Origin of the sequence: Streptomyces sp. NBC_01497 (genome assembly GCF_036250695.1) — a bacterium.
In the GTDB taxonomy this organism is placed as follows: Bacteria; Actinomycetota; Actinomycetes; order Streptomycetales; family Streptomycetaceae; genus Streptomyces.
In genome coordinates this window covers 1980355-2006802 of the sequence record NZ_CP109427.1, presented here as the reverse complement: position 1 = coordinate 2006802, position 26448 = coordinate 1980355, and the positions used below count along the sequence as shown (strand labels likewise).

Genomic DNA, 26448 nt, shown 5'->3' with positions numbered 1-26448 from the left:
GAAGAGCCGTGAACCCCACTCCCGCACCCGACCTGCCGGCCCCCCCACCCGGCACCGCCGAGCCCCCCACGGTGCCCCGCCAGCAGTCCGGTGCCGAGCGGCCCGCGCGGGGCGCCCTGCCGGGCACCGCGACCACGCACCGCACCGGCCACCCCGTCCCCGGGGGGCCCGGCCCGCGCCTGGACCACCCCTCGCTCGCGACGATCCCCGACCCCGGCGGTCACGCCACGGGCGCCGGCCACACGGTGCACGCCGACCGCACCGTGCGGAACGGGAACGCCTCCCGCACCGACACCACCGACACCACCGACACCACCGACACCACCGACACCACCGACACCACCGACTCCGCCGGCCGCACGGGGGACGCGGTCCGCCCCGGCGGCCGGGAGCCGGACGGGGACCGCGGCGGTCACCCCGCCAGGACCGCCCCCGGCGCCCACCCCGACCACCTGGACCACCCCGACCCCCACCGCGCCGCCGACGCGGCCACCGTGGAGAACCTGCTGCGGTGCTGGGCCAGGGAGAACGATCTCGCCGCCCCGGACGGCGACGTCCTGCGGCTGCGGCTGCCGATGAGCGGTGCCGCTCTCTCCGTGCCCGTCCGGTACTGGTCCCCGACCGGCTGGCACCGCTTCGGGCCCGCCTTCCTCGACGGCGCCCCGCACGAGGCGCCCCCGGTCGACGCCGTCACGATGGCCGCGCTCCTCGGCCGGGAGTCCGGCCGCCACCAGGGCGGCGACCTCGTCGCCCGGGTCGCCGACTCCGCCCACCACACGGCCGTCTTCCTCGCCCACCGGCGAGAGCGCCCCGAGCCGCCGCAGGGCGCGGACCTGTTCCTCGTGGCCGAGCAGTCCCTGGTGCTCGGCCACCCCCTGCACCCGACACCCAAGAGCAGGCAGGGACTCTCCGAGGCCGAAGCGCTGCTGTACTCGCCCGAGGTGCACGGAGCCTTTCCGCTGCACTGGATCGCCGTCGACCGTTCCGTGCTCGCCGGCGAGTCCGCCTGGACCGAACAGGGCCGTCCGGTGTCCGCCGAACAGCTCGCCACGCGGCTGCTCGGTGACGTACCCCTGCCGGAGGGTACGGTTCCGCTGCCACTGCACCCCTGGCAGGCACGGGACATGACGCACCGCCCGGCCTACCTGCGCCTCCTCGACGCCGGCCTCGTGCACGACCTCGGCGCCCATGGTGGGCCCTGGCATCCCACGTCCTCCATCCGCACGGTGCACCGGCCGGGCGCCCCCGCCATGCTGAAGCTCTCGCTCGGCGTGCGCATCACCAACTCCCGCCGGGAGAACCTCCGCAAGGAACTGCGCCGGGGCGTCGAGGTGCACCGGCTGCTGCGCACCGGCCTCGGCCGCCAGTGGCGGGCCGCGCACCCCGGCTTCGACATCGTCCGCGACCCGGCCTGGCTCGCAGTCGACACCGAGGACGGCGACCCGGTGCCCGGCCTGGACGTGATCATGCGGCACAACCCGTTCGGGCCGGCCGACGACGCCGCGTGTGTGGCCGGGCTGACCGCGCCGCGCCCCTACCCGGGCCGCGCGGGAACGTCCTCGCGGCTCGCGGAGATCGTCGCGCGCCTCGTCGCCAGGACCGGCCGGCCGCGCCTCGCGGTCTGCGCCGAGTGGTTCCTGCGCTACCTGGAGCAGGTGGTCCGCCCGGTGCTGTGGCTCGACGGGCAGGCCGGCATCGCGCTGGAGGCGCACCAGCAGAACACGCTGGTCCACCTGGACGCCGACGGCTGGCCCATCGGCGGGCGCTACCGCGACAACCAGGGCTACTACTTCCGTGCGTCCCACCGAGACGCGCTCGAACGCCGCCTGCCCGGCATCGGCGAGGAGTCTGACACCTTCGTCTCGGACGACGTCACCGACGAGCGGTTCGCGTACTACCTCGGCATCAACAACGTCCTCGGCCTGATCGGCGCGTTCGGCTCCCAAAGGCTGGCGGACGAGAGCGTCCTGCTGGCCGCGTTCCGCCGTTTCCTCACGGGGGCGGCCGCCCTCGGCTCACCACTGCCCGGGCAGCTGCTGGCGGCCCCGACCCTGCGCTGCAAGGCCAACCTGCTCACCCGGCTGCACGGGCTGGACGAACTCGTCGGTCCGGTCGACACGCAGTCCGTGTACGTCACCATCGCGAACCCGCTGCGGAGCTGACCCCGACCGGGCGGCACCGCGACACACCGTCGGGCGGCATCCGGCCGCCCGGCACCCGTCGAGAGGAGAGCGCTGCCATGAGCCCCGAGGGGAGCGCGGACGCCGAGACGCGGGCGGACGGCGGCGTGCAAGCGGCCGACGGGCCACGCGTCGGCCGGTCACGGACAGCGGAGGGGACGGCCGAGGGGGCGACGGCCGCCGAACGGCGGGCCGTAGACGCGCGGGCCGCCGACGCGCGAGCGGCCGCCGACACCGTCGACCTGCGACTGCCCGCCGAACTCATGGCGCTGATCGGCGGGGAGGAGCCCGCGGTGCCGGCCGCCGACCAGGCCACCGCGTGCGGCTCCGACCGGCTCGCCGACCCGGCGGCCGGGCGGGCCGCCCCGTCCGTCCCCGCACCGCCGGGCCCGCGCGACCCCGGCCGGCCGGCCCTCTCCGGCGGGCCCGGCCCCTCCCGCGGCCGCCGCTCCACCGGCCCCCGTTTCGACGCGGCGCTCCTCGACGACCTCGCCGGCTGGGGACCGGTCTCCTCGGCCATCGGCGTCTTCCAGCTCGTGCCCGTACGTCCGGACCGCGATCTCGCACTGATCGCCCGGTGGATGAACGATCCGGCAGTGGCGGCCTTCTGGGAACTCGCTGGCCCCGAATCGCTCACCGCCGCCCACCTGGAGCACCAACTCGGCGGCGACGGGCGGAGCATGCCCGCTCTGGGCGTCCTCGACGGCACCCCGATGAGCTACTTCGAGATCTATCGGGCCGACCTCGACCCGCTCGCCCGCCACTATCCCGCACGCCCCCACGACACGGGCGTCCATCTTCTGGTGGGCGGCGCGGGCGACCGGGGCAGAGGCGTGGGCTCGGCCCTCCTGAGGGCAGTCTCGGACCACATTCTCGACCATCGGCCCCGGTGTACGCGCGTACTTGCCGAACCCGACCTGCGGAACACCCCGTCCGTGTCAGCATTTCTGAGCGGAGGTTTCCGTTTCGCCGCGGAGGTCGACCTGCCCGACAAACGAGCCGCCCTCATGATCCGCGACCGCGCGTTGCGCGGCCGTCTCTGACCGAACCGCCGCCGTCCCGCCACGAGGGCACCTCCCGCACCCTGTGAACTACCGTGAGTGACCCGCCGCATCCGAACAGTCGTAGGTGAACCACCGCCCGGTCCCACCGCTTCCGCTCCGAGGAGTCCCCGTGTCGACGTTCCCCGTGCATGACCGCAGCGACGCCGCGGCGCCGGCCGCACCGCGCCACCCGCCATCCGCGCTGTACGCGCCACCCGAACTCACTCCGGAGCGCTGGTCGGCGGCGTGCCGCCGGCTCCTCGCCAAACTCCTCGGCGAGTTCGCCTACGAGGAGATCGTCGAACCGCTGGCCGACGACCGCGAGCCCGGGCGCTACACGCTCACCCTGGACGACGGCCGGCCTCTCACCTTCCGCGCCCGCCGCGGCGCGTACGGCAGCTGGCGGGTGGACCCGGAGTCCCTCAGCAGACGCGAGGACGACGGCGAGCGGCCGTTCACCGACCCGCTGCGGTTCCTGATGCTCTCGCACCGCCTCATCGGCATCGACGGCGACACCCTCGGCCACCTCATACGCGAACTGACCACCACCGTCGCCGCGGACGCCGCACTCGACCACACCGCCGCCTCCGCCGCGCACCTCGCCGATCTCGGGTACGCGGAACTGGAGGGGCATCAGACCGGCCACCCCTGGATCGTCCTCAACAAGGGGCGCGTCGGCTTCTCCGCGACGGACACCGCCCGCTGGGCCCCCGAGGCCAGGACCCCCGCCGCGCTGCCGTGGATAGCCGTCTCGACCCGGCTCGCCGCCTACCGCGGGACGGGCGGCCTCAGCCGCCCCGACCAGCTGTACGGCGTCGAACTGGACGGACCCGTCCGCGCGGCGTTCGACGCGGTGCTCAGAGAGCGCGGTCTCGACCCCGCCGGATACCTCTACCTGCCGGTGCACCCCTGGCAGTGGGACGAGGTCCTGGTTCAGTTGTACGCGCCGGCGATCGCCGAGGGGGCCATCGTGCCCTTGCCCACGGACGGTGACCTGCGCCTGCCGCAGCAGTCGATCCGCACGTTCCTCAACATCGACCGGCCCGAGCGGCACACCGTGAAACTGCCGCTGTCGATCCTCAACACCCTGGTGTGGCGGGGCCTGCCGACCCGGCGCACACTCGCCGCGCCCGCCGTGACGGCCTGGGTCCTGTCCCTGCGCGACAACGACCCGTTCCTGCGCGACGAGACACGCGTGATCCTTCAGGGCGAGGTCGCCTCGGTGACCGTCGAGCACCCGCTGTACGACCGGCTCCCCGAGGCGCCCTACCAGTACAAGGAGTTGCTCGGCGCGATCTGGCGGCAGCCGCTGCTGACGAGCCTCGCCCCCGGCGAGCGTGCCCGCACGCTCGCCGCGCTGCTGCACACCGACCCCGAGGGCCGGGCCCTGACGGCGGAGCTCGCCGAACGTTCGGGACTCGCGCCCGAGGAGTGGCTGCGCCACCTGTTCCACGCGCTGCTGCCGCCGCTGCTGCACTTCCTCTACCGCTACGGGACGGTGTTCTCACCGCACGGCGAGAACGCGATCGTCGTCTTCGACGGGCGGGACGTGCCGACACGTCTCGCGATCAAGGACTTCGTGGACGACGTGAACGTCAGCTCCGTCCCGCTGCCCGAGCAGGCGTCGATGCCGCCGGACGTCCGGGACATCCTGCTGACCGAGGACCCGGGCTTCCTCACGCAGTTCATCCACTCTGGGCTGTTCGTGGGCGTGTTCCGCTACCTCGCGCCCCTGTGCGAAGAGCAACTCGGCATTCCCGAGACGGAGTTCTGGTCCCTCGTCCGGGCGGAGATCCTGCACCACCACGCGCGCTTCCCCGAACTCAAGGACCGCTTCGAGGTCTTCGACCTGCTGACCCCGCGCATCCAGCGGCTCTGCCTCAACCGCAACCGCCTCCACCTCGACGGGTACCGCGACCGGGCGGAGCGGCCGCACGCCGCCGTGCACGGCACGGTACCCAACCCGCTCGGGTCCCGCGTCTCCCCTCGGCCATGAGGACCCGGATGTGGCGTCCACCGACCGCCGGGGGCCCGGGACCGACCGCTGCGGGGAGCGTCCCGCCCGGGCCCGGGGCGCCGCCCCCGGCCCGGGGCCCCGGCCCCCGGATCGGGTGAGGCGACCGGGAGTGGCGGTCGCTGTCAGTGGCGGGTCGTAGGGTGGTCGCGCTATGACGAAGCCATCACTCCCCGATCTCCTCAATGCCGCCGTCGCCGCCGTCGGCGGTGTGGAGAGGCCAGGCCAGGCCACCATGGCCGCGGCCGTGGCAGAAGCCATCGACACCCCGTCCCATCTGCTGGTCCAGGCCGGCACCGGCACCGGGAAGTCGCTCGGCTATCTCGTGCCCGCGCTGGCTCACGGTGAGCGGGTGGTGGTGGCGACGGCGACGCTCGCCCTCCAGCGGCAGCTCGTGGAGCGCGACCTGCCGCGCACGGTCGACGCGCTGCATCCGCTGCTGCGCCGCCGGCCGGAGTTCGCCATGCTCAAGGGCCGCAGCAACTACCTCTGCCTGCACCGGCTCCACGAGGGCATGCCGCAGGACGAGGAGGACGGGCTGTTCGACCAGTTCGAGGCGGCGGCCCCCACCAGCAAGCTCGGGCAGGACCTGCTGCGCCTGCGCGACTGGGCGGACGATACGGAGACCGGGGACCGCGACGGTCTGACCCCGGGCGTCTCGGACCGCGCGTGGGCGCAGGTGTCGGTGTCGTCGCGGGAGTGCCTGGGCGCGTCGAAGTGCGCGTACGGCCAGGAGTGCTTCGCCGAACTGGCCCGCGAGCGGGCCAAACTGGCCGATGTGGTGGTGACCAATCACGCCCTGCTCGCCATCGACGCAATCGAGGGCGCGCCCGTCCTGCCGCAGCACGAGGTGCTGATCGTCGACGAGGCGCACGAGCTGGTCTCGCGGGTGACCGGGGTGGCGACGGGCGAGCTCACCCCGGGCCAGGTCAACCGCGCGGTGCGGCGCGCCGCCAAGCTGGTGGACGAGAAGGCGGCGGACTCCCTGCAGACGGCGGCGGAGACCTTCGAGCGGCTGATGGAGCTGGTACTGCCCGGCCGCCTGGAGGAGGTCCCGGAGGACCTGGCCTACGCGCTGATGGCGCTGCGGGACGCGGCCCGCACGGTGATCACGGCGCTCGGCAACACCCGCGACAAGTCCGTCCAGGACGAGGACGTCGTCCGCAAGCAGGCCATGGCGTCCGTCGAGTCCGTGCACGGTGTCGCGGAGCGCATCGCGAACGGCTCGGAATGGGACGTCGTCTGGTACGAGCGGCACGACCGCTTCGGCGCGTCGCTGCGCGTGGCGCCGCTGTCGGTGTCGGGCCTGCTGCGGGAGAAGCTGTTCGGGGACCGCTCGGTGACGCTGACCTCGGCCACGCTGAAGCTGGGCGGCGACTTCAACGGCGTGGGCGCGTCGCTGGGGCTTTCGCCCGAGGGCACGGGCGGCGACGAGGTGCCGCAGTGGAAGGGCGTCGACGTCGGCTCGCCGTTCGACTACCCCAAGCAGGGCATTCTCTACGTGGCGCGGCACCTGAACACGCCGGGCCGCGAGGGGTCACGCACCGACATGCTGGACGAGCTGGCCGAACTGGTGGAGGCGGCCGGCGGGCGCACCCTGGGGCTGTTCTCGTCGATGCGGGCGGCCCAGGGCGCGGCCGAGGAACTGCGCGGCCGGCTGGACGTGCCGATCCTGCTCCAGGGCGAGGAGACGCTCGGCGAACTGATCAAGGGCTTCGCGGCCGACCCCCGCACGTGCCTGTTCGGCACGCTGTCGCTGTGGCAGGGCGTGGACGTGCCGGGGCCGAGTTCGCAACTGGTGGTGATGGACAGGATTCCGTTCCCTCGCCCCGACGATCCGCTGATGAGCGCCCGACAGAAGGCGGTCGAGGAGGGCGGCGGGAACGGCTTCATGGCGGTGGCGGCCACCCATGCGGCGCTGCTGATGGCGCAGGGCGCCGGACGTCTGGTCCGGGCGACGGGGGACAAGGGCGTGGTGGCGGTCCTGGACCCGAGGCTGGCCACGGCCCGCTACGGCAGCTACCTCCGGTCCTCGCTCCCCGACTTCTGGTACACGACCGACCGTCATCAGGTGCGCAAGTCGCTCTCCGCGATCGACGCGGCGGCGAAGGCGGAGGGGAAGTAGAGCGGGGGAGAGCGCGGGCCGGCCCGCACGGGCCGGTCTGGTCCGGCCCCGGGGCGGCCGATGGGCGGGCGGACGCCGTACGGCCCCGAGCCGCCGCCGTGCTCGGGGCGCGGAGGCGACTCGGGGCCGTACGCAGTGACGCCACGCGGCCGCACGAGGGCGGTCACGCCAGGGAGAGGGACCGGGGGTCCGGGCCCGGCCTGTGCCGGGCCGGATGCGGCCGCAGCAAGCCGACTCGCCTCGCCAGGAGCAGGGAGGCAGACGAGGCAGGACCAGTGATCGGTGAGTGCCGGTCGTGGGCGGCCCGCCGTCAGACGCGGCGCAGGACCGCCACGACCTTGCCGAGGATGGTCGCTTCGTCACCGGGGATCGGCTGGTAGGCGGCATTGTGCGGCAGCAGCCACACATGGCCGTCCTCGCGGCGGAAGCGCTTCACGGTGGCCTCGCCGTCCAGCATCGCGGCCACGATGTCGCCGTTCTCCGCGACCGGCTGGCGTCGCACCGTCACCCAGTCGCCGTCACAGATCGCGGCCTCGATCATCGAGTCGCCCACGACCTTGAGTACGAACAGCTCGCCGTCACCCACCAGCTGGCGGGGGAGGGGGAACACGTCCTCGACGGATTCCTCCGCCAGGATCGGGCCGCCGGCCGCGATCCGGCCGACGAGGGGGACGTAGGACGCGGCGGGCTTGCCCGTGGTGTCCGTCTGCTGGGTGGTGGGCTGGTCGGAGCCGCGGACCTCGTAGGCGCGAGGCCGGTGCGGGTCGCGACGGAGGAATCCCTTGCGCTCCAACGCCATCAGCTGGTGCGCGACGGACGAGGTGCTCGACAGGCCGACCGCCTGACCGATCTCGCGCATCGAGGGCGGGTATCCCCTGCGCTGCACGGAGTCGCGGATGACTTCGATGACCCGGCGCTGACGGTCCGTGAGTCCTGTGCTGTCGGCCCGGATTCCGGGAGGTCGGCCGGGCAGGGACCGGGCGGGCTTGGCGAGGCCCTCCTGGTCCGTGGTGACGGGTTCCGTCACGGTGTGCACGGGCTCGAATCGGCGCGCGGAATGGTCCTGCGCGGTGATGGCGGCGCTGTCGGCGGTCGTGGTCACATCGGCCCCTCTCAGGTGTGTTCTCCCTGCTGCACAACGGTAATGGCTTTCGAAAGGTTGCGCCAAACACACGTTCGAGTGAAAAAGTCCCAAGTTCGAGTCGCGGACCCCGCGCTTGGGTGTATGCGCACGCTCCGTGAGCGACCGGGCGCGCAGTGCGCGCGCCTGAGCGGACCGGCTTGTCCCGGCGCGGCGTGGACGGTGCGCCGGTGGAGCGCGGCCGGTGCGCCGACGGGGCGCGCGCTGCGTTGGGGCGCGGGCGGGCGGGGTCGCTCCGCGTGACTCACCGTACCGTCCCTGCCCGAGGCGCTCTCCGACGGGCGGTGATCTCCCGCGTTTCGTGACGGCTTCCGCCACGGCGTGCGGGATGTGTGCGGATGTGCATCCGGGCGGGGCCACCCGGCGTCCCGCCCGCCGCACCCGTCACGTAATCTCGGGGCCGACCTGTGACCGCCGCGCGGCCGCCGGCGCCCGCGAGGCGCGACACGCGCGAGAACGTAAAGTCCGCCCCAAGCCCTACATGTAGTGGTTGGGTAGTCGCTGTCGCCCAGGGATTGTGGTGCGGCTATGCTGGGAGCAGCTTCTCGGGGGTCGCTCACCGGCCGTTGTGAAGCTATTCAGCCGTGCAGTGAGGGAGGAGTCGAAAGCCATGCACTGTCCCTTCTGCAGGCACGCCGACAGTCGTGTCGTCGACAGCCGTACGACCGACGACGGAACGGCCATCCGGCGCCGACGGCAGTGCCCCGAGTGTTCCCGCAGGTTCACGACGGTGGAGACCGCGTCACTGATGGTGATCAAGCGGAGCGGCGTGACGGAACCTTTCAGCCGCACCAAGGTCATCACCGGCGTGCGCAAGGCATGCCAGGGGCGTCCGGTCACCGAGGACGCGCTCGCTCAGCTCGGCCAGCGGGTCGAGGAGCAGTTGCGGGCCACCGGGAGTGCCGAGCTGACCACTCACGACGTGGGTCTCGCCATACTCGGACCGCTGCGGGAGCTCGACCTCGTCGCCTACCTGCGGTTCGCGTCCGTGTACCGGGCGTTCGACTCGCTTGAGGACTTCGAGGCGGCCATCGGGGAACTCCGGGAACGGCCGCCCGCCGACCAGGAGGACGGCGCGGGCGGCGGGGGATCCGGTACCCCCGAGCCCGCCACCACCGTCGGCTGATCCGGCAGGGCCACGGCCCGGCGGACCCCGGCGGTCACCAGACTCGCCCCGGGCGCGGAGCATCGCGCCCGAGGTGTCACGCATATGCCTGCGACCGTGGAACAGCACGGCGCTTGCGAGTGTTTTTGTACGTATATGGGAGGCGGCATGACAGAGACGACGAGTGGCCAGGCGCGGAGTTCCCGGTCAAAGGGGCCCAAGGCCGGCAAGGGACTCCGGGTCGAGCGCGTCCACACCACGCCCGGCGTGCACCCGTACGACGAGGTGGCCTGGGAGCGGCGCGACGTCGTCATGACCAACTGGCGCGACGGGTCGGTGAACTTCGAGCAGCGCGGCGTCGAGTACCCCGACTTCTGGTCGCTGAACGCGGTCAACATCGTCACCAGCAAGTACTTCCGCGGCGCCCTCGGCACCCCGCAGCGTGAGACCGGTCTCAAGCAGCTCATCGACCGGATCGTGAAGACGTACCGCAAGGCCGGCGAGGACTTCCACTACTTCGCCTCCCCGGCGGACGCGGAGATCTTCGAGCACGAGCTCGCGTACGCGCTGCTGCACCAGATCTTCAGCTTCAACTCGCCGGTCTGGTTCAACGTCGGCACGCCTCAGCCGCAGCAGGTCTCCGCCTGCTTCATCCTGTCCGTGGACGACTCCATGGACTCGATCCTCGACTGGTACAAGGAAGAGGGGATGATCTTCAAGGGCGGCTCGGGCGCCGGCCTGAACCTCTCCCGCATCCGCTCCTCCAAGGAACTCCTGTCCTCGGGCGGCAACGCCTCGGGTCCGGTCTCCTTCATGCGCGGTGCCGACGCCTCCGCGGGCACCATCAAGTCCGGCGGCGCCACCCGGCGCGCGGCGAAGATGGTCATCCTGGACGTCGACCACCCCGACATCGAGGACTTCATCAAGACCAAGGTCACCGAGGAGGAGAAGATCCGCGCCCTGCGTGACGCGGGCTTCGACATGGACCTGGGCGGCGACGACATCGCGTCCGTCCAGTACCAGAACGCGAACAACTCCGTCCGGGTCAACGACGAGTTCATGAAGGCGGTGGAGGCCGGCGGGAAGTTCGGCCTCAAGGCGCGCATGACCGGCGAGGTCATCGAAGAGGTCGACGCGAAGTCGCTGTTCCGGAAGATGGCGGAGGCCGCCTGGGCCTGCGCCGACCCCGGCATCCAGTACGACGACACGATCAACCACTGGCACACCTGCCCCGAGTCCGGCCGGATCAACGGCTCGAACCCGTGCAGCGAGTACATGCACCTGGACAACACGTCCTGCAACCTCGCCTCGCTGAACCTCATGAAGTTCCTCAAGGACGACGGCAAGGGCAACCAGTCCTTCGAGGTCGAGCGCTTCGCCAAGGTCGTCGAGCTGGTCATCACCGCGATGGACATCTCGATCTGCTTCGCGGACTTCCCCACGCAGAAGATCGGCGAGAACACCCGCGCCTTCCGCCAGCTGGGCATCGGCTACGCCAACCTCGGCGCCATGCTGATGGCGACGGGCCACGCGTACGACTCCGACGGCGGCCGCGCCCTCGCCGGCGCCGTGAGCTCGCTCATGACGGGCACCGCCTACCGGCGCTCCGCCGAACTGGCCGCCATCGTCGGCCAGTACGACGGCTACGCCCGCAACGCCTCCGCGCACCAGCGGGTCATGAAGCAGCACGCCGACGAGAACGCCAAGGCCGTCCGCGTCGACGACCTCGACACGCCGATCTGGGCCGCCGCGACGGAAGCCTGGCAGGACGTGCAGCGCCTCGGCGAGAAGAACGGCTTCCGCAACGCGCAGGCCTCCGTCATCGCCCCCACCGGCACCATCGGTCTCGCGATGTCCTGCGACACCACGGGCCTCGAACCGGACCTCGCGCTGGTCAAGTTCAAGAAGCTCGTCGGCGGCGGCTCGATGCAGATCGTCAACGGCACGGTGCCGCAGGCGCTGCGCCGCCTCGGCTACCAGGAGGAGCAGATCGAGGCGGTCGTCGCCTACATCGCCGAGCACGGCAATGTGATCGACGCCCCGGGCCTGCGCCCCGAGCACTACGAGGTCTTCGACTGCGCCATGGGCGAGCGCTCCATCTCCGCGATGGGCCACGTCCGCATGATGGCGGCCATCCAGCCGTGGATCTCCGGCGCGCTGTCGAAGACGGTCAACATGCCCGAGTCCGCCACCGTCGAAGAGGTCGAGGAGATCTACTTCGAGGCGTGGAAGATGGGCATCAAGGCCCTCGCGATCTACCGCGACAACTGCAAGGTCGGCCAGCCTCTCTCCGCCAAGAAGAAGGACGACGAGAAGAAGGCCGTCACGGCGAAGACCGAGGAGACCCTCCGCGGAGCGGTCGAGAAGGTCATCGAGTACCGCCCGGTCCGCAAGCGCCTGCCGAAGGGACGTCCCGGACTGACGACGTCCTTCACCGTCGGCGGCGCCGAGGGCTACATGACGGCGAACTCGTACCCGGACGACGGCCTCGGCGAGGTCTTCCTCAAGATGTCGAAGCAGGGCTCGACCCTGGCCGGCATGATGGACGCCTTCTCGATCGCGGTCTCCGTCGGCCTCCAGTACGGCGTGCCGCTGGAGACGTACGTCTCGAAGTTCACCAACATGCGCTTCGAGCCGGCCGGCATGACGGACGACCCCGACGTGCGGATGGCGCAGTCCATCGTTGACTACATCTTCCGCCGTCTGGCGCTGGACTTCCTGCCCTTCGAGACCCGTTCGGCGCTCGGCATCCACTCGGCCGAGGAGCGTCAGCGCCACCTCGACACCGGCTCGTACGAGCCTTCCGACGAGGACGAGCTCGACGTGGAGCTGCTGGCCCAGTCGGCGCCGCCGCGGACGGAGACGGCCCTCAAGGCCGTCGCCACCCCGGCTCCGGCTCCGGCGGCTGCCGCCGCCCCGGCGCCGCAGGAGGCCCACACCTCCGCGGAACTGGTCGAGATGCAGCTGGGCATCAGCGCGGACGCGCCGCTCTGCTTCTCCTGCGGCACGAAGATGCAGCGGGCGGGCTCGTGCTACATCTGCGAGGGCTGCGGTTCGACGAGCGGTTGCAGCTGACCTGGGCGAGGACGCGTCCCCCGCACCCCGTGAGCACCGGGTGCAAAGGACACTGATCCGTTGAGGGGAGAGGGTGCCGGCCACAGGCCGGCACCCTCTTCGGCGTTCGGCGTCCCCCGGAGACCCACGTCGCCGCGCGCGACGTCGAACGTTTGCCCAGGGCCTTCCGTGTCTTCAACAGGTGGCGGGACCACGGAGCGCCACAGAGGGACAGGAGACGGTCATGCGGCAGGAACCCGTGCGCGCGGACGGGCCCGAGGACGGCGGCGCCGCGGAGCTGCCGGCGGGCGTGAGTTGGACCGGCCTGATGACGGCCCACATGCGGGCCGTCGAATCAGGCCGTGCGGACGCGCTGTTCGACGATCCGCTCGCCACCGCCCTGGTGAAGGCGGTCGGTCACGCGAACCACGCGGACGGTGGGGCGGCACTGCCCACCGGCCCCGACGAGGGCGCGGGTGAACTGTCCGAGATGTGGTACATGCTGTCCACCTTCCTCGGCGTGCGCACGCGGTACTACGACGAGGTGGTCACCGCGGCGGCGGACGCGGGGGTCCGCCAGGTGGTGATCCTGGCCGCGGGGTTCGACGCCCGGGCCTACCGTCTCGGGCTGCCCGACGACACCACGCTGTTCGAGGTCGACACCGAGCCGGTGCTCCGCTTCAAGGAGCGCGTGCTGGCCGGTACGGACCTCACCTCGACGGTCCGGCGCGAAGCCGTCCCCGCGGATCTGCGCGGGCCCTGGCATCAGGCCCTGACACGGGCCGGGTTCGTCCCGGGGCTGCCCACCATGTGGCTGGTGGAGGGCCTGTTCATGTACGTCGCACCGGACGCCTGCGACGCGCTGCTCGACCGGCTGACGCGCCTGAGCGGTCCCGGCAGCCGCATCGCGCTCGAGTACTACGAGAGCGCCCCGCGCCTTCAGGACACGGGTGCGCGGGGTGCGGTGGAGGAGGCGGTCGCCGACTACGTGCTGAGCTTCTTCCAGGCGGGTCCCGGACGGCCGCCCGCCGCGTGGCTGGCGGAGCGTGGCTGGCGTTCCGAGGTCACGACCCTCGCCCGCGAGATCTCCGCACGGGGACGCCGGATCCCGCTGATGTTCCAGCGCGGCCGCCCGCACGAGGTGAGCCTGTGGCTGGCGAGCGGCCGTCTTGACTGACGGGGGTGCCGTTCGCGGTGACGTCGCGGGCGCGCTCGGCGGGGGCCGCCCCGACGCTCGTGGGGACGCGGGGGGCGCCGCCTTCAGCTGCCGTAGGACGGCAGGTCGATGTTCGCGGCCAGGGACGACGTGCCGGCCAGCAGCAGCCGTCTGACCACGGACGTGCGGAACATCGCGTTCCGCACGCGCAGGCGGGTCGCGGTGGACGGGGCGAGGAACTCCCCGGGGTTGGCGCCCCGTTGCCAGCGCGCCGCGTAGCGCCGCAGGCGCTCCTCGTACGCCGGCAGCGCGACGCGGTGGTCGCCGCGTGCGGCCGCCAGCTCTCCGGCCAGTACGTACGCGCCGACGAGGCCCGTACCGACCCCCATGCCGCCGAGCGTGACGCCCCATGCCGCGTCGCCGAGGAGGGCGACGCGGCCCGAGGTCCAGTGGGGCACCGTGACGCGGCTGATCGAGTCGAAGTACAGCTCCGGTGCGCCGTCCAGCGTCGACAACAGCTGCGGGACGCGCCACGGCAGGCCGTCGAACGCCTGCTTGACCAGCGCTTTGTGGGCCTCCGTGTCGTGCCAGTCGTGGAGGGAGGGCGGGCCCGTGAAGACGAGGAACGCGCCGGCCCGGCCCTGATCGCGCGCGTCTGCCGCGCCGGAGGCCATTCGGCCGGGAACGTTGAACTGCTCGGCCGTGCTGGTCCATCCCGCGTCGTTGGGGAGGTCCCAGCCCGCGAGGAAGTGACCGAGATGGCGTACGAACCGGCCTTCCTCGCCGAAGACGATGCTCCGTACCCGTGAGTGCAGTCCGTCGGCGCCGACCACCAGGTCGAACGTGCGCGACGGGGACCGGGCGAAGTCGGCGCGCACCCCGTCCGCCGTCTCGTTCAGATCGGTGACGGTGTCCCCGAAGATGTACGAGGCGCGCTCCGCGCCGCGTTCGTACAGGACGCGGGACAGGTCGCGGCGGAGCACCTCGATCTCGCCGCCCGCGAACTCGGCGGGGAGGGTGAAGATCTCACGGCCCCGGGCGTCCACGCAGCGCATCGCGCCGCCGTGCGTCTGCAGGGCGCGCAGTTCGTCCAGGACGCCCATCCGCTCCAGCACACCGAGGTGCGCGGGCCCGCGGAAGTCGACGGCGAAGCCGCCGCCGCGCAGGGCGGTGGCCGTCTCGACCACGGTGACGTCCGCACCATGGTGCAGGAGCCAGTGGGCGAGGGCCGGCCCGGCGATGCCCGCGCCGGAGATCAGGACGTGCCGGCCGCGCAGCGGGGGCGTGCGGGTGGATGTCCCGCGGGTGGATGGTCCGGTCATGGGGAGCCTCCTGTCGGAGGTGCGAGCCGCGCACCAAAACTGTGTCCGTTGGACACGGTGTACGGTAGACGCAGTTTTATGGGGGGGGCAAGTGCCCTGGACGAGCGGACGGAAGCGGACATGGCGAAGACCGGCGGTACGGACGGTGAGCACCGGTCCGCGGCCCTCGCACTGCTCTGGGGGACGGCCGGGGCCACCGGCCGGCGCGGGCCGCGCCCGACGCTGACACTCGACGCCATCGCGCGCTCGGGCGTGGGAATCGCCGACGCCGACGGGCTCACCTCCCTGACGATGCAGCGGGCCGCCGCCGACCTCGGCGTCACGAAGATGGCCCTCTACCGGTATGTGCCCGGCAAGGAGGAACTTGTCGCGCTCATGATCGAGGCGGCCATCGGGGCGCCGCCGGAGCCGGACCCGGCGGACGGCGCATGGCGGCCCCGGCTCGACGCGTGGGCACGCCGGTTGTACGAGCGGTTCGCCCGGCATCCCTGGGCGGTGGACGCGGCGGTCGGCGCCCGGCCGGTGGGCCCGCACGAACTCGGCTGGATGGAGTGGGCCGTGGCGGCGCTCGCGGACTGCGGGCTCGACGGCGGCGAGAAGCTGGACGTGGCGGTGACACTCGTCGGGCACGTACGGGCCATCGCGCAGCAGGGCGCCGCCACGCCCGACGCCGGCACCGAGGAAGCCATGGCTGCCGGGATCGCTCCGCTGCTGGCCGACCGCCAGGAGCAATTCCCCGCGCTCACCGAGGCGTTTGCGTCGGCGGCCCGGCACGGCTCACAGAGTCAGGCGCTCGACTTCGGGCTCGCCCGCATCCTCGACGGCGTCGAACTCCTCGTGAGGGAACGGCGGAAAACGCCCGGAGCGGCCGGGCGCGAGGCGCCGACGGCCGGATCCGGTGCGTCGTCCGGAGGCAACTGACGCGAGGGCCGCCCTCGGCCGTGCGTCGCGTGGTGGCCCGCAGGCGGCGCCGGCCGGCCCTTCGACCCACCGCTGCCGCGCGGGGACGCGGGCGGCAGCGGTGGCGCGGAGCGCCACCCGCCGTGCACGCCAGGGCTGTCGGGCCGGTCGGGATGCGGCAGGTGCGGTCAGGCCTCGCCCATCCGCTGCCCGAAGGTCTGCGCGTCGACCTGCTCGAAACCGTGCACGTAGCGCCGGAACTGCCACACCCCGCGCGGTTCCCTGAAGAACTCGGCGAGCGTCGTCGCCGTCGCCCCGGACACCTCGGAGAAGTCGTATTGCCCCAGCTCGTCCCGGTCCTCGACGACCCGCGCGTGCGGTTGCGCTATGGCGCCGAACGTCAGTTCGCCTTCACCCTGCTGGATCGCGACGCCGACGAGGACGCGGGTGTACGCGTCGCCGAGCCGGTCCAGTTCGAGGGTCATCTCCTCGTCGGTGCCCAGTCCCTGGCCCGTCCTGCTGTCGCGGTTCAGCGTGATCGTGCCATCGGGCGAGCGGCTGTCGAAGTGGACCAGATACGCGGGCGGGCCGTGGGGGGCGTCCGCGGTGAACGTGCCGGCGATCAGGTCGAGATCGTGGTCGGGCGCCCCCATCGGGCTGGGGTCCCACTTCAGCATGACCTCGACTTTCGACAGCCCCTTGTTGGCGCTTGGCACCGGTGTCCCCTCCCCGTGAAGGGGTCGGCTCTGCCGATGTCCGACCCTCGGCGACAAGGCTAGACCGCACCACCGACAACGGGCCATGAGGCCCGGATCGTGACCGGCGCCACGTCCTGGGCCGTACGATGGCGCGGTGCTGGTCAAGTGGACTCACTGCACTGTGGTCGACCGTCGAGGATTCGAACGCGGGCAGCGGAAGTGGGCGGGGTTGCTCGGTGAGCCGGGGTTCCGGGGGCAGGGCGGGGGATGGAGCAGGATACGTCCCGGTGTGGCCCACGTGTTCGCGTTCTGGGAGAGCCGCGCGTTCTACGACTCGTTCATGGCACGCTCCCACGACCGGCTCGCCTCCACACAGTCGGGCACGTTCAAGGACGGTCAGGTCAAACTGTTCGATCACCGCTTCGACGTGAAGACCGGCTTCGAGCCGCGCTTCACCGACGCGGACGTCGTGCGCATCGCGCACAGCAGGGTGCACGAGGAGCGCGTCGAGCACTTCGCGCTCATGCAGGAGAAGGTGTGGAACCCCGCCATGGCGGGCTCCCCGGGAATGATCCGCGGCCTGTTCGGTGACGCCCCCGGCAACGAGTTCCTGGTGCTGTCGATGTGGCAGTCGGCCGCCGAGCACGGCAAGTACCGCGTCGAACGGGTGGAGCGGCTGACCCTGCGCGCACAGACGGCCACCGACGTCGCGGCGCTGGCGGGGGACATCGTCGATCTCGAACCGTCCTGGACGGTGTGAGCCCCGGGTCCGAAGGGCCGGGTGACGCGCCGCGGGAGCGGAGCGGGACGGGCGCATGCGGGGACAGTGCGGGTGCGGGTGCGGGTGCAGAGGCAGGGGCAGGCCCCGGGGCACGCGGCAGGGGCGGCGCGGCAAGAGCCATTCGGCGCCCTTAGGGTCGATGACATGGCAAAACCCAGACGTATCGTCCTCGTCCGGCACGGCGAGTCGGACGGCAACGCCGACGACTCGGTGTACGAGCGCGTCCCCGACCACGCCCTGGGGCTGACCGAGCGCGGAGAGTCCCAGGCCGAGGAGACGGGCAAACGGCTGCGTGCCGAGTTCGGGCGTGAGCGCGTCAGCGTCTACGTGTCCCCCTACCGGCGCACCCATCAGACCCTGCGGGCCTTCGGGCTCGACTCGGACCTGGTCCGGGTCAGGGAGGAGCCCAGACTGCGCGAGCAGGACTGGGGGAACTGGCAGAAGCGGGAGGACGTGCGGCGCCAGAAGACGTTCCGGGACACCTACGGGCACTTCTTCTACCGCTTCGCGCAGGGAGAGTCGGGCGCCGATGTGTACGACCGGGTCGGAGCGTTCCTCGAAAGCCTGCACCGGGGGTTCGAGGAACCCGACTCCCCGCCGAACGTGCTGATCGTCACGCACGGCCTGACGATGCGGCTGTTCTGCATGCGCTGGTTCCACTGGTCGGTCGCGGAGTTCGAGGCGCTGGCGAACCCGGACAACGCCGAGACCAGGACCCTGGTGCTCGGGGAGGACGGCAAGTACGCGCTGGACCAGCCGTTCGCCAAGTGGCGCGAACCGGAACGGTACGACGTCGCCTGACCCTCCCCGCGAAGTGGCTCCCGGCGCGGCCCCGCAGGCGACCTGCCCCATGTAGGCGACCTGCCCCACGCCTGCCGCGCGAGCGCGCCGCCGCGCTCTGCCCGGAGCCGCGTGCACCGCGTGCACCGCGTGTGCCGGGTGAGGAGCGTGTACCGGGCGTACCGCGTGTGCCGCGCCCGCCGGGTGAGGGGCGTGTACCGGGCGTGCCGTGCGTACCGGGCATGCCGCGCGCGTGCCGGGCATGCCGCGCGTGCCGGGTGAGGAGCGTGTGTCAGCTGGTACGGGTGTGCCGGGCTGAGGAGCGTGTGCCAGCTGGTACGGGTGTGCCGGGCTGAGGAGCGTGTGCAGGCCATGGCGCGTGTGTCGGACTGTGAAGCGTGTATCAGCCATGACGCGTGCGCCGGTGGTGCCGTGTGTGCCGGATGTATCTGCCGCGCCGCGTGGGCCCGTGCCGCGGTGCCGGTCCCGCCCAGGCGCCGGGAGCGGGGAGCGCGGGGCGCCGCGGACCGGCGACTGTCGGTGCGGCCCGTTAGATTGGCAGGGCGATGACCGCTGATTCCACTGACCCCCGCCCCCGTCCTACACCACCGCCGACGACCCGGCCCGGCGCACCCACCGCCCCCGGGATCCGCCACGCCCGCGCGCTGAGGTCCCTTCGGGGCCTGTCCGTGGGAGACGCCCTCGGTTCCCAGTTCTTCGTGCCCGAGAACTATCCGCTGCTGAGGACGGGCGACACCCCGCCCGGGACCTGGCAGTGGACGGACGACACCGAGATGGCAGCCTCCGTCCTGGCCGTGCTCGCCGCACACGGCCGCATCGACCAGGACGCCCTCGCGCACTCCTTCGCCGAGCACCACGATTTCGACCGGGGTTACGGCCCCGCCGTGAACCGCATGCTGCGCCTGATCCGGGAGGGCGGTGACTGGCGGGAGCTGGCGGCCGGACTGTTCGACGGGCAGGGCTCCTGGGGCAACGGCGCCGCCATGCGGATCGCCCCGCTCGGCGCCTGGTACGCGGACGACCCCGAGCAGGCCACCCACCAGGCGGAGATCTCCGCGTACACCACCCACCAGCACCGGGAGGCCGTCGCCGGAGCGATGGCGGTGGCCGCGGCCGCCGCGCTGGCAGCCGATCCGGCGAGGCCGCCCGCCCCGGCGGAACTCCTCGACGCTGTCATCGCGCTGGTTCCACGCAGCGCGGTCGGCGCGGGGCTGCGCAGGGCGCGCGACATGCTCGACTACGACGACCCCGGCACGGTCGCCGCCGTACTCGGCTGCGGCCGGCGCACCAGCGCCCACGACACCGTGCCGTTCGCGCTGTGGTCGGCGGCGCGCGCCCTCGGCGACTTCGAGGGCGGGTTCTGGACGACCGCGCGGGCGGGCGGAGACGTCGACACGACCTGCGCGATCTTCGGCGGAGTCGTCGCGTCCTCGCGCTCCGGCGCCCCGCCGAAGGAGTGGACCGCTCGGACGGAACCGCTGCCGGAGTGGCTGACGGCGGACTGAGGCCCCGTCCTCCGCGGGAGCCGGCCTCCGCGCCGGTGCCCTGCCGCCCCGCGCTGTCGGCGCCCTCCCGCGGTGCCGAACGCGACTCGTACGCGCCCGCCCGCGTGCCGTCCGCGGCCGCGTGCCCGCGCCTGCCCGCGCTGCTGTCCGGGCGGTCCGCCCGTGACGCCCTCCGGGCGGTCCCCTCCGAGCGGCCCACGTGCCCGACCGGCGCCGCGCGTAGGCCACTTCGGGGCGCCGGCGCCACCCGTCGGCCCGCCCCTCGGGCGCCGCGACGAGACGGGTATCGGGACCCCGGCTGTCGTGGTCGGACCGCGCGGCGTACGCTTGCTGGCGCCATGCCGTACGAAGCACCCACGCACACCGTCGAGCGCTCGCTCCGCGCCACCACGGGCGCGAAGACCGTAGCGGGTATCGACGAGGTCGGCCGTGGCGCGTGGGCGGGGCCCGTCACGGTGTGTGCCGCCGTCACCGGGCTCCGCAGGCCGCCGCTCGGACTCACCGACTCCAAGCTCCTGACGCCCAAGCGCCGCGGTGAACTCGCCGTCGTACTCGACGAGTGGGTCACCTGCCACGCGCTCGGACACGCGTCGCCCGAGGAGATCGACGACCTCGGGATGACGGAGGCCCTCCGGCTCGCGGCCGTACGCGCCCTGGAGGGGCTGCCGCTCGTCCCGGACGCGGTGATACTCGACGGCAACCACAACTACTTGGGTGGGCCCTGGCGCGTCCGCACGGTCATCAAGGGCGACCAGTCCTGTGTGTCCGTGGCGGCCGCGTCCGTGCTCGCCAAGGTCCGCAGGGACGCGATGATGGCCGAACTCGGGGCCACGGCCGCCGAGTACACGCCGTTCGCCTTCGACGCCAACGCCGGTTACCCCTCGCCGGTGCACAGGGCCGCGCTGGAGGAATGGGGGCCGACACCCCACCACAGGGTGTCCTGGTCCTACCTCGACGCGCTGCCCCGGTGGCGCCATCTGAAGAAGACCCGCATCCGGGCGGATACGGCCGCAAGCGAGGACGGGGTCCAACTCGGTCTCGATTTCTGAAACTTCCGACAAAGCCTCCCGTTTTCGTGTGCCTTACGGCCACAGACATGGGTACAGCCGGAGACATAGGCACAAATGTGCCCACCCGCCGACGCTCTCCAGGTCGGCGTTTGATAGACATCCAGTCATGCCTCTCACCCCCGAGGAGCCTCAGATTCACGAGAGAGCCCAGGGTCCCAGCGCGACCCCGGCCGCAGGCCACACCGCGCCGAACCCTCGTCCCGTACCCGGTCCGCGTCCCGTCCCCGGGCCGCGAACGGCGGCCACTCCGAGGCCCGGACGTCCGGGCCCGGGTCCCGCGAGGCCTGCCGCGCCGCCGGCGCAGCGCTCGCACGGGCCCGCAGGTCAGCCGAAGGCGCCCGCGCGGAACGCGGCCGCCACAGCACCCAAGATCCAGGTCGTCCCCGCCGCGCGGGACGGAGCACTCGCCGCCGCCGAAGAGGCGGTCGACGCGCTGCTCGACTCGGGCCGCGCGCCCGGTGACGTCCTGCTGCTCACCACCGGTGAGCAGCACCCGTGGGCGACGCACGAACTGTCCTTCGGCGAAGCGTCGTACTGGGCGCAGCAGGACGCCGGGGAGGACGTGTTCTTCGCCGACGGCGCCGCCGTGGAGCGGGCGAAGTCCCGTCCCGTGGTCGTCGTCGCCGCCAACGGAGCGGAAGAAGACACCGCGCGGGTGCTCCCCGTGGCACGCGAGCGCGCCTCGGCGCTGCTCATCGTGTGCGGTGACCCGCAGCGGATCAACGCGGTCCTCGGCGCGGGCGTCTGAGCCGCGGGTGACCCGGTCGGCCGGCCCCGGACAGGGCCGGCGGCCGGGTCGTCCGTACGACGGCGGCACACGGACCGCGCCGCCGCGCCCGCGTCACCACGGCCGGCGGATGCCGGGTGTTCAGCGGGCGGCGCTCAGCGCGCCGCCGTACGGCTGAGCGCGGCGACCGCGCCGCCGCCGGAGCGTGTCGGCGCGGTGTCCTGCTCCGCCGAGGACGCCAGATCCATGGGGGCCGACCGGGAGTCGGGCCGGCGGCCGCCCCGGCCCTCGCCGAGTACCTGCCAGCCGGAGCCCGTCAGCGTGATGTACGCGCCGCAGCGCAGGCCGTGCAGCGTGCAGGCGTCCCGCAGGCCCCACATCCACGCCCCGTCCTCCTCCGTCCACCGATCGTCGCCGTCGCGGCAGTAGAGCAGGACGGCGGTACGTACGGGCGTACGCCTCCGCAGGTCGTGCGGGATGACGCGGCGCAGGTGCGCGAGGAGGGCGTTGCGGAACTCCCAGCCGTCCGCGTGCGTGGCGCGGCGCGCGAACGAGGCGCTGGCCACGAGGCGTTCCTCCGGATCCAGCACCGCCACCACGGCCGTGCCCGGTACCGGGCCGTGCCTGCTGTGCAGTCCGCCGACGATCTCGCGGGGACTGCGCAGCAACGGAATGCCGGCAGCGGCCCACTCGGAGGGTTCGAGGATCCGGCCCAGGCTGCTGGACCCTCCCGCGCCCGTGGTGATCGGAGCGGCTGCGGACGAAGCGAATCCGAAGGTCACGATTCTCCCTTCGCAAACGCGCCCACGCGGCGGGCATGGTCCAGTAGGAGGCGCACCGCAAAGAGCCACTCGGGACACGAGTGGGAAGACGCGGAGGCACTACCGATTCTCGCTTCCCCGCCGTGATGCGGCAACGAGCAATTGGGTTCGCTGACCGGAATGTTCCTCTATGGGTGCCATATTCGTCGCCCCGGGTGATAGGCGGCGGCGCAGAGCACGGGCGACGTCACGCCTGGACGGCCAGCACCAGAGGGAACACCCCGCGCGCGCCCGCCGACCGCAGCAGCCGGGAGGCCACCGTGAGCGTCCAGCCGCTCTCCGCCATGTCGTCCACCAGCAGGACGGGCCCCTCGGCCCCCGCGAGGGCGGCCGAGAGCTCCTGAGGGACAACCAGCGCCCCGTGCAGCCCCCGCACGCGCTGCGCGCCGTTGGTCCGGGAGAGCGGCCCGGGCGGGCCGTCGGGGCCTTCCTCGCCGTCCCGCGCGTACGCCACCGAGCCGAGCAGCGGCATCCGGCCGATCCCGGCGATCCCGGCGGCGAGCGAGCCGACCAGGAGCGGACGCCCGCGTGAGGCCATCGCCACCACACCGGCGGGCCGCCGGGGCGCGTCCTGCGCGCCCGAGGCCCAGCCGCCCGGCCCCTTCGCCCAGTCGGCGAGGACGGTCACCACCGCGTCCAGCACATCGCGCGGGACCTCACCGTCCGGTGCGCCGGGCGCGAGCAGCGGGCGCAGCCGGTTGCCCCAGCCGATGTCCGAGAGGCGCCCCAGCGCACGGCCGGTGAACGGTTGTTCGTCCTGCGCGATACGGCCTTTGAGCTGTACGCCCACGGTCGCGAGCCCCGTCGGCCACATGCGGCGGGGCTCCACCTCGACGCCGGGCCTGCCCAGTTCGCCGCGCGCCGCGTCCAGCGCCGCGGGCGCGACCTTGTCGTCGAAGCGGGCCCCCGCGCAGTTGTCGCACCGGCCGCAACGCGCCGCCTCCTCGTCGTCGAGCTGGCGGCGCAGGAACTCCATCCGGCAGCCGTCCGTCGTCGCGTAGTCCCGCATGGCCTGCTGTTCGGCGGCGCGCTGGCGGGCCACCCACGCGTACCGCTCCGTGTCGTACTCCCAGGGCCGGCCCGTCGCCGTCCAGCCGCCCTTGACCCGGTGCACCGCGCCGTCCACGTCGAGGACCTTGAGCATGGTCTCCAGGCGGGTCCTGCGCAGTTCCACCAACGGTTCGAGCGCGGGCAGCGACAGCGGCCGGCCGGCCTCCGCCAGCACGCCGAGCGTGCGGCGCACGAGTTCCTCGGGCGGGAAGGCGACGGAGGCGAAGTACTGCCAGATCGCTTCGTCCTCCTTGCCCGGGAGCAGCAGCACCTCGGCGTGGTCGACACCGCGTCCGGCGCGGCCCACCTGCTGGTAGTAGGCGATGGGGGAGGAAGGCGATCCCAGGTGCACCACGAACCCGAGGTCGGGCTTGTCGAAACCCATGCCGAGCGCGGACGTGGCGACCAGCGCCTTCACGCGGTTCGCGAGCAGGTCGTCCTCCGCCTGCTGGCGCTCCGCGTTCTCCGTGCGGCCGGTGTACGAGGCGACCGGGTGACCGCACTGGCGCAGATAGGCGGCGACCTCCTCGGCCGCCGCCACCGTGAGCGTGTAGATGATGCCGGAGCCCGGCAGCGCGTCGAGGTGGTCGGCGAGCCAGGCGAGCCGGTGCGCCGCGTCGGGCAGCCGCAGCACATGCAGGCTGAGGCTCTCCCGGTCGAGCGGTCCGCGCAGCACCAGGGTGCCGGTCCCGCCGCCCGTACCCAGTTGCTCGGCGACGTCCGCCGTCACCCGGGCGTTGGCCGTCGCGGTCGTCGCCAGGACCGGCACCCCGGCCGGCAGCTCGGCCAGCATCGTGCGCAGCCTGCGGTAGTCGGGGCGGAAGTCGTGGCCCCAGTCGGAGATGCAGTGCGCCTCGTCGACCACGAGCAGCCCGGTCGCCGCCGAGAGCGCGGGCAGCACCTGATCGCGGAAGTCGGGGTTGTTCAGCCGCTCGGGGCTCACGAGCAGGACGTCGACCGCGCCCTCCGCGACCTCCCGCCTGACCTCGGCCCACTCCTCGGGGTTGGACGAATTGATCGTCCGCGCGGAGATCCCCGCCCGCGCCGCGGCCTCGACCTGGTTGCGCATCAGCGCGAGCAGCGGCGAGACGATCACCGTGGGGCCCGCGCCGCGTGCGCGCAGCAGGGAGGTCGCCACGAAGTACACCGCGGACTTGCCCCATCCCGTGCGCTGCACGACCAGGGCCCGGCGCTTGTCCTCGACGAGGGCCTCGATCGCGGTCCACTGGTCCTCGCGCAGCCGGGCGGCGCCCGTCGGGTCGCCGACCAGCCGGGCGAGTACGGCATCGGCTTCGGCCCTCAGGCCCGCTCGGTCTGCGTTCGTCATACGCCCATGCAACAGCATCCGGCCCACGAGGGGCGACCGGGTCGCCCGGAGCTGTGGATGAACCGCGCATTCCTTCATATGACCTGATCAGAGCTGTGGACAAAGTTATCCACAGGGGTCGCGCCGGGAGGCGCCGCCGCGGGACGGTCGTGCCATGAGCAACCACCACGACACGACAGGCCCCTGCGACGAGCAGCCGATCACGCTCCGCGGCCCCGCGGAGCTCGTCGACGCGCTCCCGTACCTGCTGGGCTTCACGCCCACCGACTCCGTCGTCCTCGTCACGCTGCACGGCGAGCGCGCCCGCTTCGGCGGCCGGCTCAGGCTCGGCATCCCGCCCGCCACCGAGGAGTGGGGACCGGTCGCCGACCTCCTCGCCGAGTACGCGCTGGAGGCCGCGGAGCGGCGCGGCACCAGGCCCGACGGGATCCTCGTGTTCCTCTGGCAGGACCCCGACGAGAAGGACGGCGAGAGCGGACGCGAGGTCATGGAGCGGCTGCGCCCCTTCGCCCAACTGCTCCGCACCGCCTGCGGCGCGCACGACCTGCCGGTTCTCGAAGCGCTCTGCGTCTCCGGAGGCCGCTTCTGGTCCTACTGCTGCCCCGACGAGCGCTGCTGCCCGGCCCAGGGCAGGGAGACGGTACTGCCGGGCACCTCGGTGATGGCGGCCGCCGCCGCGTACGCGGGCCTGCGGGTGCGCGGTTCGCTCAGGGAGATGGAGAGCCGTATCCAGCCGGGGGACGGCACCGGCCCCGCCGGCCAGGCGCGGGCCTTCGACGCGGCGGGCGGCACGATCGTGCCGGAGATCCTCGGCGGCGGCAGGGCGGCTGTCGCCGGACGGACGCTGAGCCTCGCCCGGGATCTGATGCGCCGCCTCGACGCGGCGCAGGGGCCGGCTCCCATGACCGCCGCGACGGAGGCCGCGGCCGACGCCCTGGACGACACGCTCCTGCTCGACGAGGAGGTCGCCGCGCTGGTCCTCGGCCTCCAGGACCGGGAGACCCGGGACCGGGCCGCGGCCTGGACGGACGAGCGGGAGTCGGGCGCGGCGCTGCGGCTGTGGCGCGCACTGGCCCGCCGGTGCGCCGGCATCCACGTCGAGTACGCGGCGGCACCGCTGGTCCTCGCGGCCTGGTTCGCCTGGGCGATGGGTGACGAGCCGGGGGCGCGGGTGGCCGTCTCGCGCGCGCTGACCGTCGATCCGCACTGCCGGCTCGCCAGGCTCCTGCACGAGGCGTACAACCGTGGCCTCGACACGAGCGCCGTGCGCTCCTGCTTCGATGACATGGACCCGCACGCGGGGGACCCGGCCGGCGGGACCCGGGAGACGCCTGTGCCCGGTGGGGCGAGCGCCCCCGAGACAGGCACGGTCCCAAGCGCCTCACCGCGCGGCACGCGGGCCCGCCTGCCGCGGCCGCCGGGCAGGAAGGACGTCCGGCCCGGGACGGTCGAGCGGCCGGGCGGCGGCGCGGCGAAGCGGCGTGCCCGCCCGCGCGGGGTCCGGCGCGACCGTACGAGCGAGGGGTGAGGGCCGTGACCACCGCGGCGCCGCGGGCGTTCACAGAGACGTCGGAGTCGTACGAACCGCGCCGCCTCCACGCGGCCCGGTGCACAGAAGGCGCACCAGA

General features: G+C 73.0%; 19 protein-coding genes. 14 read left to right on the top strand and 5 right to left on the bottom strand.

The genetic code is table 11. The annotated features are described in order from the left end of the window. The first annotated feature begins 8 nt into the window (after positions 1–8). The 4 genes from OG310_RS08465 (at position 9) to OG310_RS08450 (ending at position 7362) form a co-directional block, all read left to right on the top strand. Entirely contained in the window at positions 9–2162 is a 2154-nt protein-coding gene (locus tag OG310_RS08465; RefSeq protein ID WP_329455266.1) for an IucA/IucC family protein, read from the top strand. A gap of 77 nt (positions 2163–2239) precedes the next feature. Then, on the top strand, positions 2240–3223 hold the full coding sequence (locus OG310_RS08460) for a GNAT family N-acetyltransferase (RefSeq protein ID WP_443078582.1): 984 nt from the start codon (positions 2240–2242) through the stop codon (positions 3221–3223). A 130-nt stretch (positions 3224–3353) separates the two neighbouring features. Continuing rightward, on the top strand, positions 3354–5219 hold the full coding sequence (locus OG310_RS08455) for an IucA/IucC family protein (RefSeq protein ID WP_443078581.1): 1866 nt from the start codon (positions 3354–3356) through the stop codon (positions 5217–5219). Between the two features lie 172 nt (positions 5220–5391). Continuing rightward, positions 5392–7362: an ATP-dependent DNA helicase gene (locus tag OG310_RS08450; protein ID WP_329455265.1), complete on the top strand. Its 1971-nt coding sequence runs from the start codon at positions 5392–5394 to the stop codon at positions 7360–7362. 310 nt (positions 7363–7672) lie between these two features. Here OG310_RS08450 and lexA read toward each other — a convergent pair whose 3' ends face one another. Further along, a complete protein-coding gene (gene lexA, locus OG310_RS08445) occupies positions 7673–8464 on the bottom strand; it encodes a transcriptional repressor LexA (protein ID WP_329455264.1) in 792 nt (263 codons plus the stop codon). A 649-nt stretch (positions 8465–9113) separates the two neighbouring features. On the opposite strand from lexA, the gene nrdR reads away from it, so the two are divergent. From nrdR to OG310_RS08430, 3 genes are all read left to right on the top strand, one after another. After that, positions 9114–9629: a transcriptional regulator NrdR gene (gene nrdR, locus OG310_RS08440; protein ID WP_329455263.1), complete on the top strand. Its 516-nt coding sequence runs from the start codon at positions 9114–9116 to the stop codon at positions 9627–9629. 147 nt (positions 9630–9776) lie between these two features. Further along, complete coding sequence (locus tag OG310_RS08435; RefSeq protein ID WP_329455262.1) at positions 9777–12683, top strand: vitamin B12-dependent ribonucleotide reductase; 2907 nt, start codon at positions 9777–9779, stop codon at positions 12681–12683. A 223-nt stretch (positions 12684–12906) separates the two neighbouring features. Further along, positions 12907–13839 (top strand): SAM-dependent methyltransferase, encoded by a 933-nt coding sequence (locus tag OG310_RS08430; protein ID WP_329455261.1) that lies wholly within the window; start codon positions 12907–12909, stop codon positions 13837–13839. Positions 13840–13922: 83 nt separating this feature from the next. Here the strand turns inward: OG310_RS08430 and OG310_RS08425 are convergent, their stop codons facing one another. Beyond that, complete coding sequence (locus OG310_RS08425) at positions 13923–15140, bottom strand: FAD-dependent monooxygenase (RefSeq protein WP_329455260.1); 1218 nt, start codon at positions 15138–15140, stop codon at positions 13923–13925. Between the two features lie 120 nt (positions 15141–15260). Here OG310_RS08425 and OG310_RS08420 point away from each other — a divergent pair, with 120 nt between their 5' ends. Then, positions 15261–16061, top strand: coding sequence for a TetR/AcrR family transcriptional regulator (locus tag OG310_RS08420; protein WP_329455259.1), 801 nt, complete (start codon positions 15261–15263; stop codon positions 16059–16061). Between the two features lie 167 nt (positions 16062–16228). Here OG310_RS08420 and OG310_RS08415 read toward each other — a convergent pair whose 3' ends face one another. Next, complete coding sequence (locus OG310_RS08415; RefSeq protein ID WP_443078580.1) at positions 16229–16756, bottom strand: TerD family protein; 528 nt, start codon at positions 16754–16756, stop codon at positions 16229–16231. A 136-nt stretch (positions 16757–16892) separates the two neighbouring features. Between OG310_RS08415 and OG310_RS08410 the strand changes: the two genes are divergently transcribed. The 5 genes from OG310_RS08410 to OG310_RS08390 all read left to right on the top strand — a co-directional run bounded on the left by OG310_RS08410 (position 16893) and on the right by OG310_RS08390 (position 21643). Next, on the top strand, positions 16893–17498 hold the full coding sequence (locus OG310_RS08410) for a YdbC family protein (RefSeq protein ID WP_329455257.1): 606 nt from the start codon (positions 16893–16895) through the stop codon (positions 17496–17498). Between the two features lie 165 nt (positions 17499–17663). After that, positions 17664–18320 (top strand): histidine phosphatase family protein, encoded by a 657-nt coding sequence (locus OG310_RS08405; RefSeq protein WP_329455256.1) that lies wholly within the window; start codon positions 17664–17666, stop codon positions 18318–18320. 626 nt (positions 18321–18946) lie between these two features. Beyond that, positions 18947–19825, top strand: a complete 879-nt coding sequence (locus OG310_RS08400; protein ID WP_329460077.1) for an ADP-ribosylglycohydrolase family protein — start codon at positions 18947–18949, stop codon at positions 19823–19825. A gap of 338 nt (positions 19826–20163) precedes the next feature. Then, complete coding sequence (locus tag OG310_RS08395; RefSeq protein WP_329455255.1) at positions 20164–20874, top strand: ribonuclease HII; 711 nt, start codon at positions 20164–20166, stop codon at positions 20872–20874. Between the two features lie 127 nt (positions 20875–21001). Further along, positions 21002–21643, top strand: coding sequence for a hypothetical protein (locus OG310_RS08390; protein ID WP_329455254.1), 642 nt, complete (start codon positions 21002–21004; stop codon positions 21641–21643). Positions 21644–21777: 134 nt separating this feature from the next. Here the strand turns inward: OG310_RS08390 and OG310_RS08385 are convergent, their stop codons facing one another. Both OG310_RS08385 and OG310_RS08380 read right to left on the bottom strand, forming a co-directional pair. Continuing rightward, complete coding sequence (locus OG310_RS08385; protein WP_329455253.1) at positions 21778–22404, bottom strand: hypothetical protein; 627 nt, start codon at positions 22402–22404, stop codon at positions 21778–21780. 226 nt (positions 22405–22630) lie between these two features. Beyond that, positions 22631–24820 (bottom strand): RecQ family ATP-dependent DNA helicase, encoded by a 2190-nt coding sequence (locus OG310_RS08380; protein WP_329455252.1) that lies wholly within the window; start codon positions 24818–24820, stop codon positions 22631–22633. Positions 24821–24974: 154 nt separating this feature from the next. On the opposite strand from OG310_RS08380, the gene OG310_RS08375 reads away from it, so the two are divergent. Continuing rightward, positions 24975–26348: a DUF4192 domain-containing protein gene (locus tag OG310_RS08375; RefSeq protein WP_329455251.1), complete on the top strand. Its 1374-nt coding sequence runs from the start codon at positions 24975–24977 to the stop codon at positions 26346–26348. Positions 26349–26448: the final 100 nt, after the last annotated feature.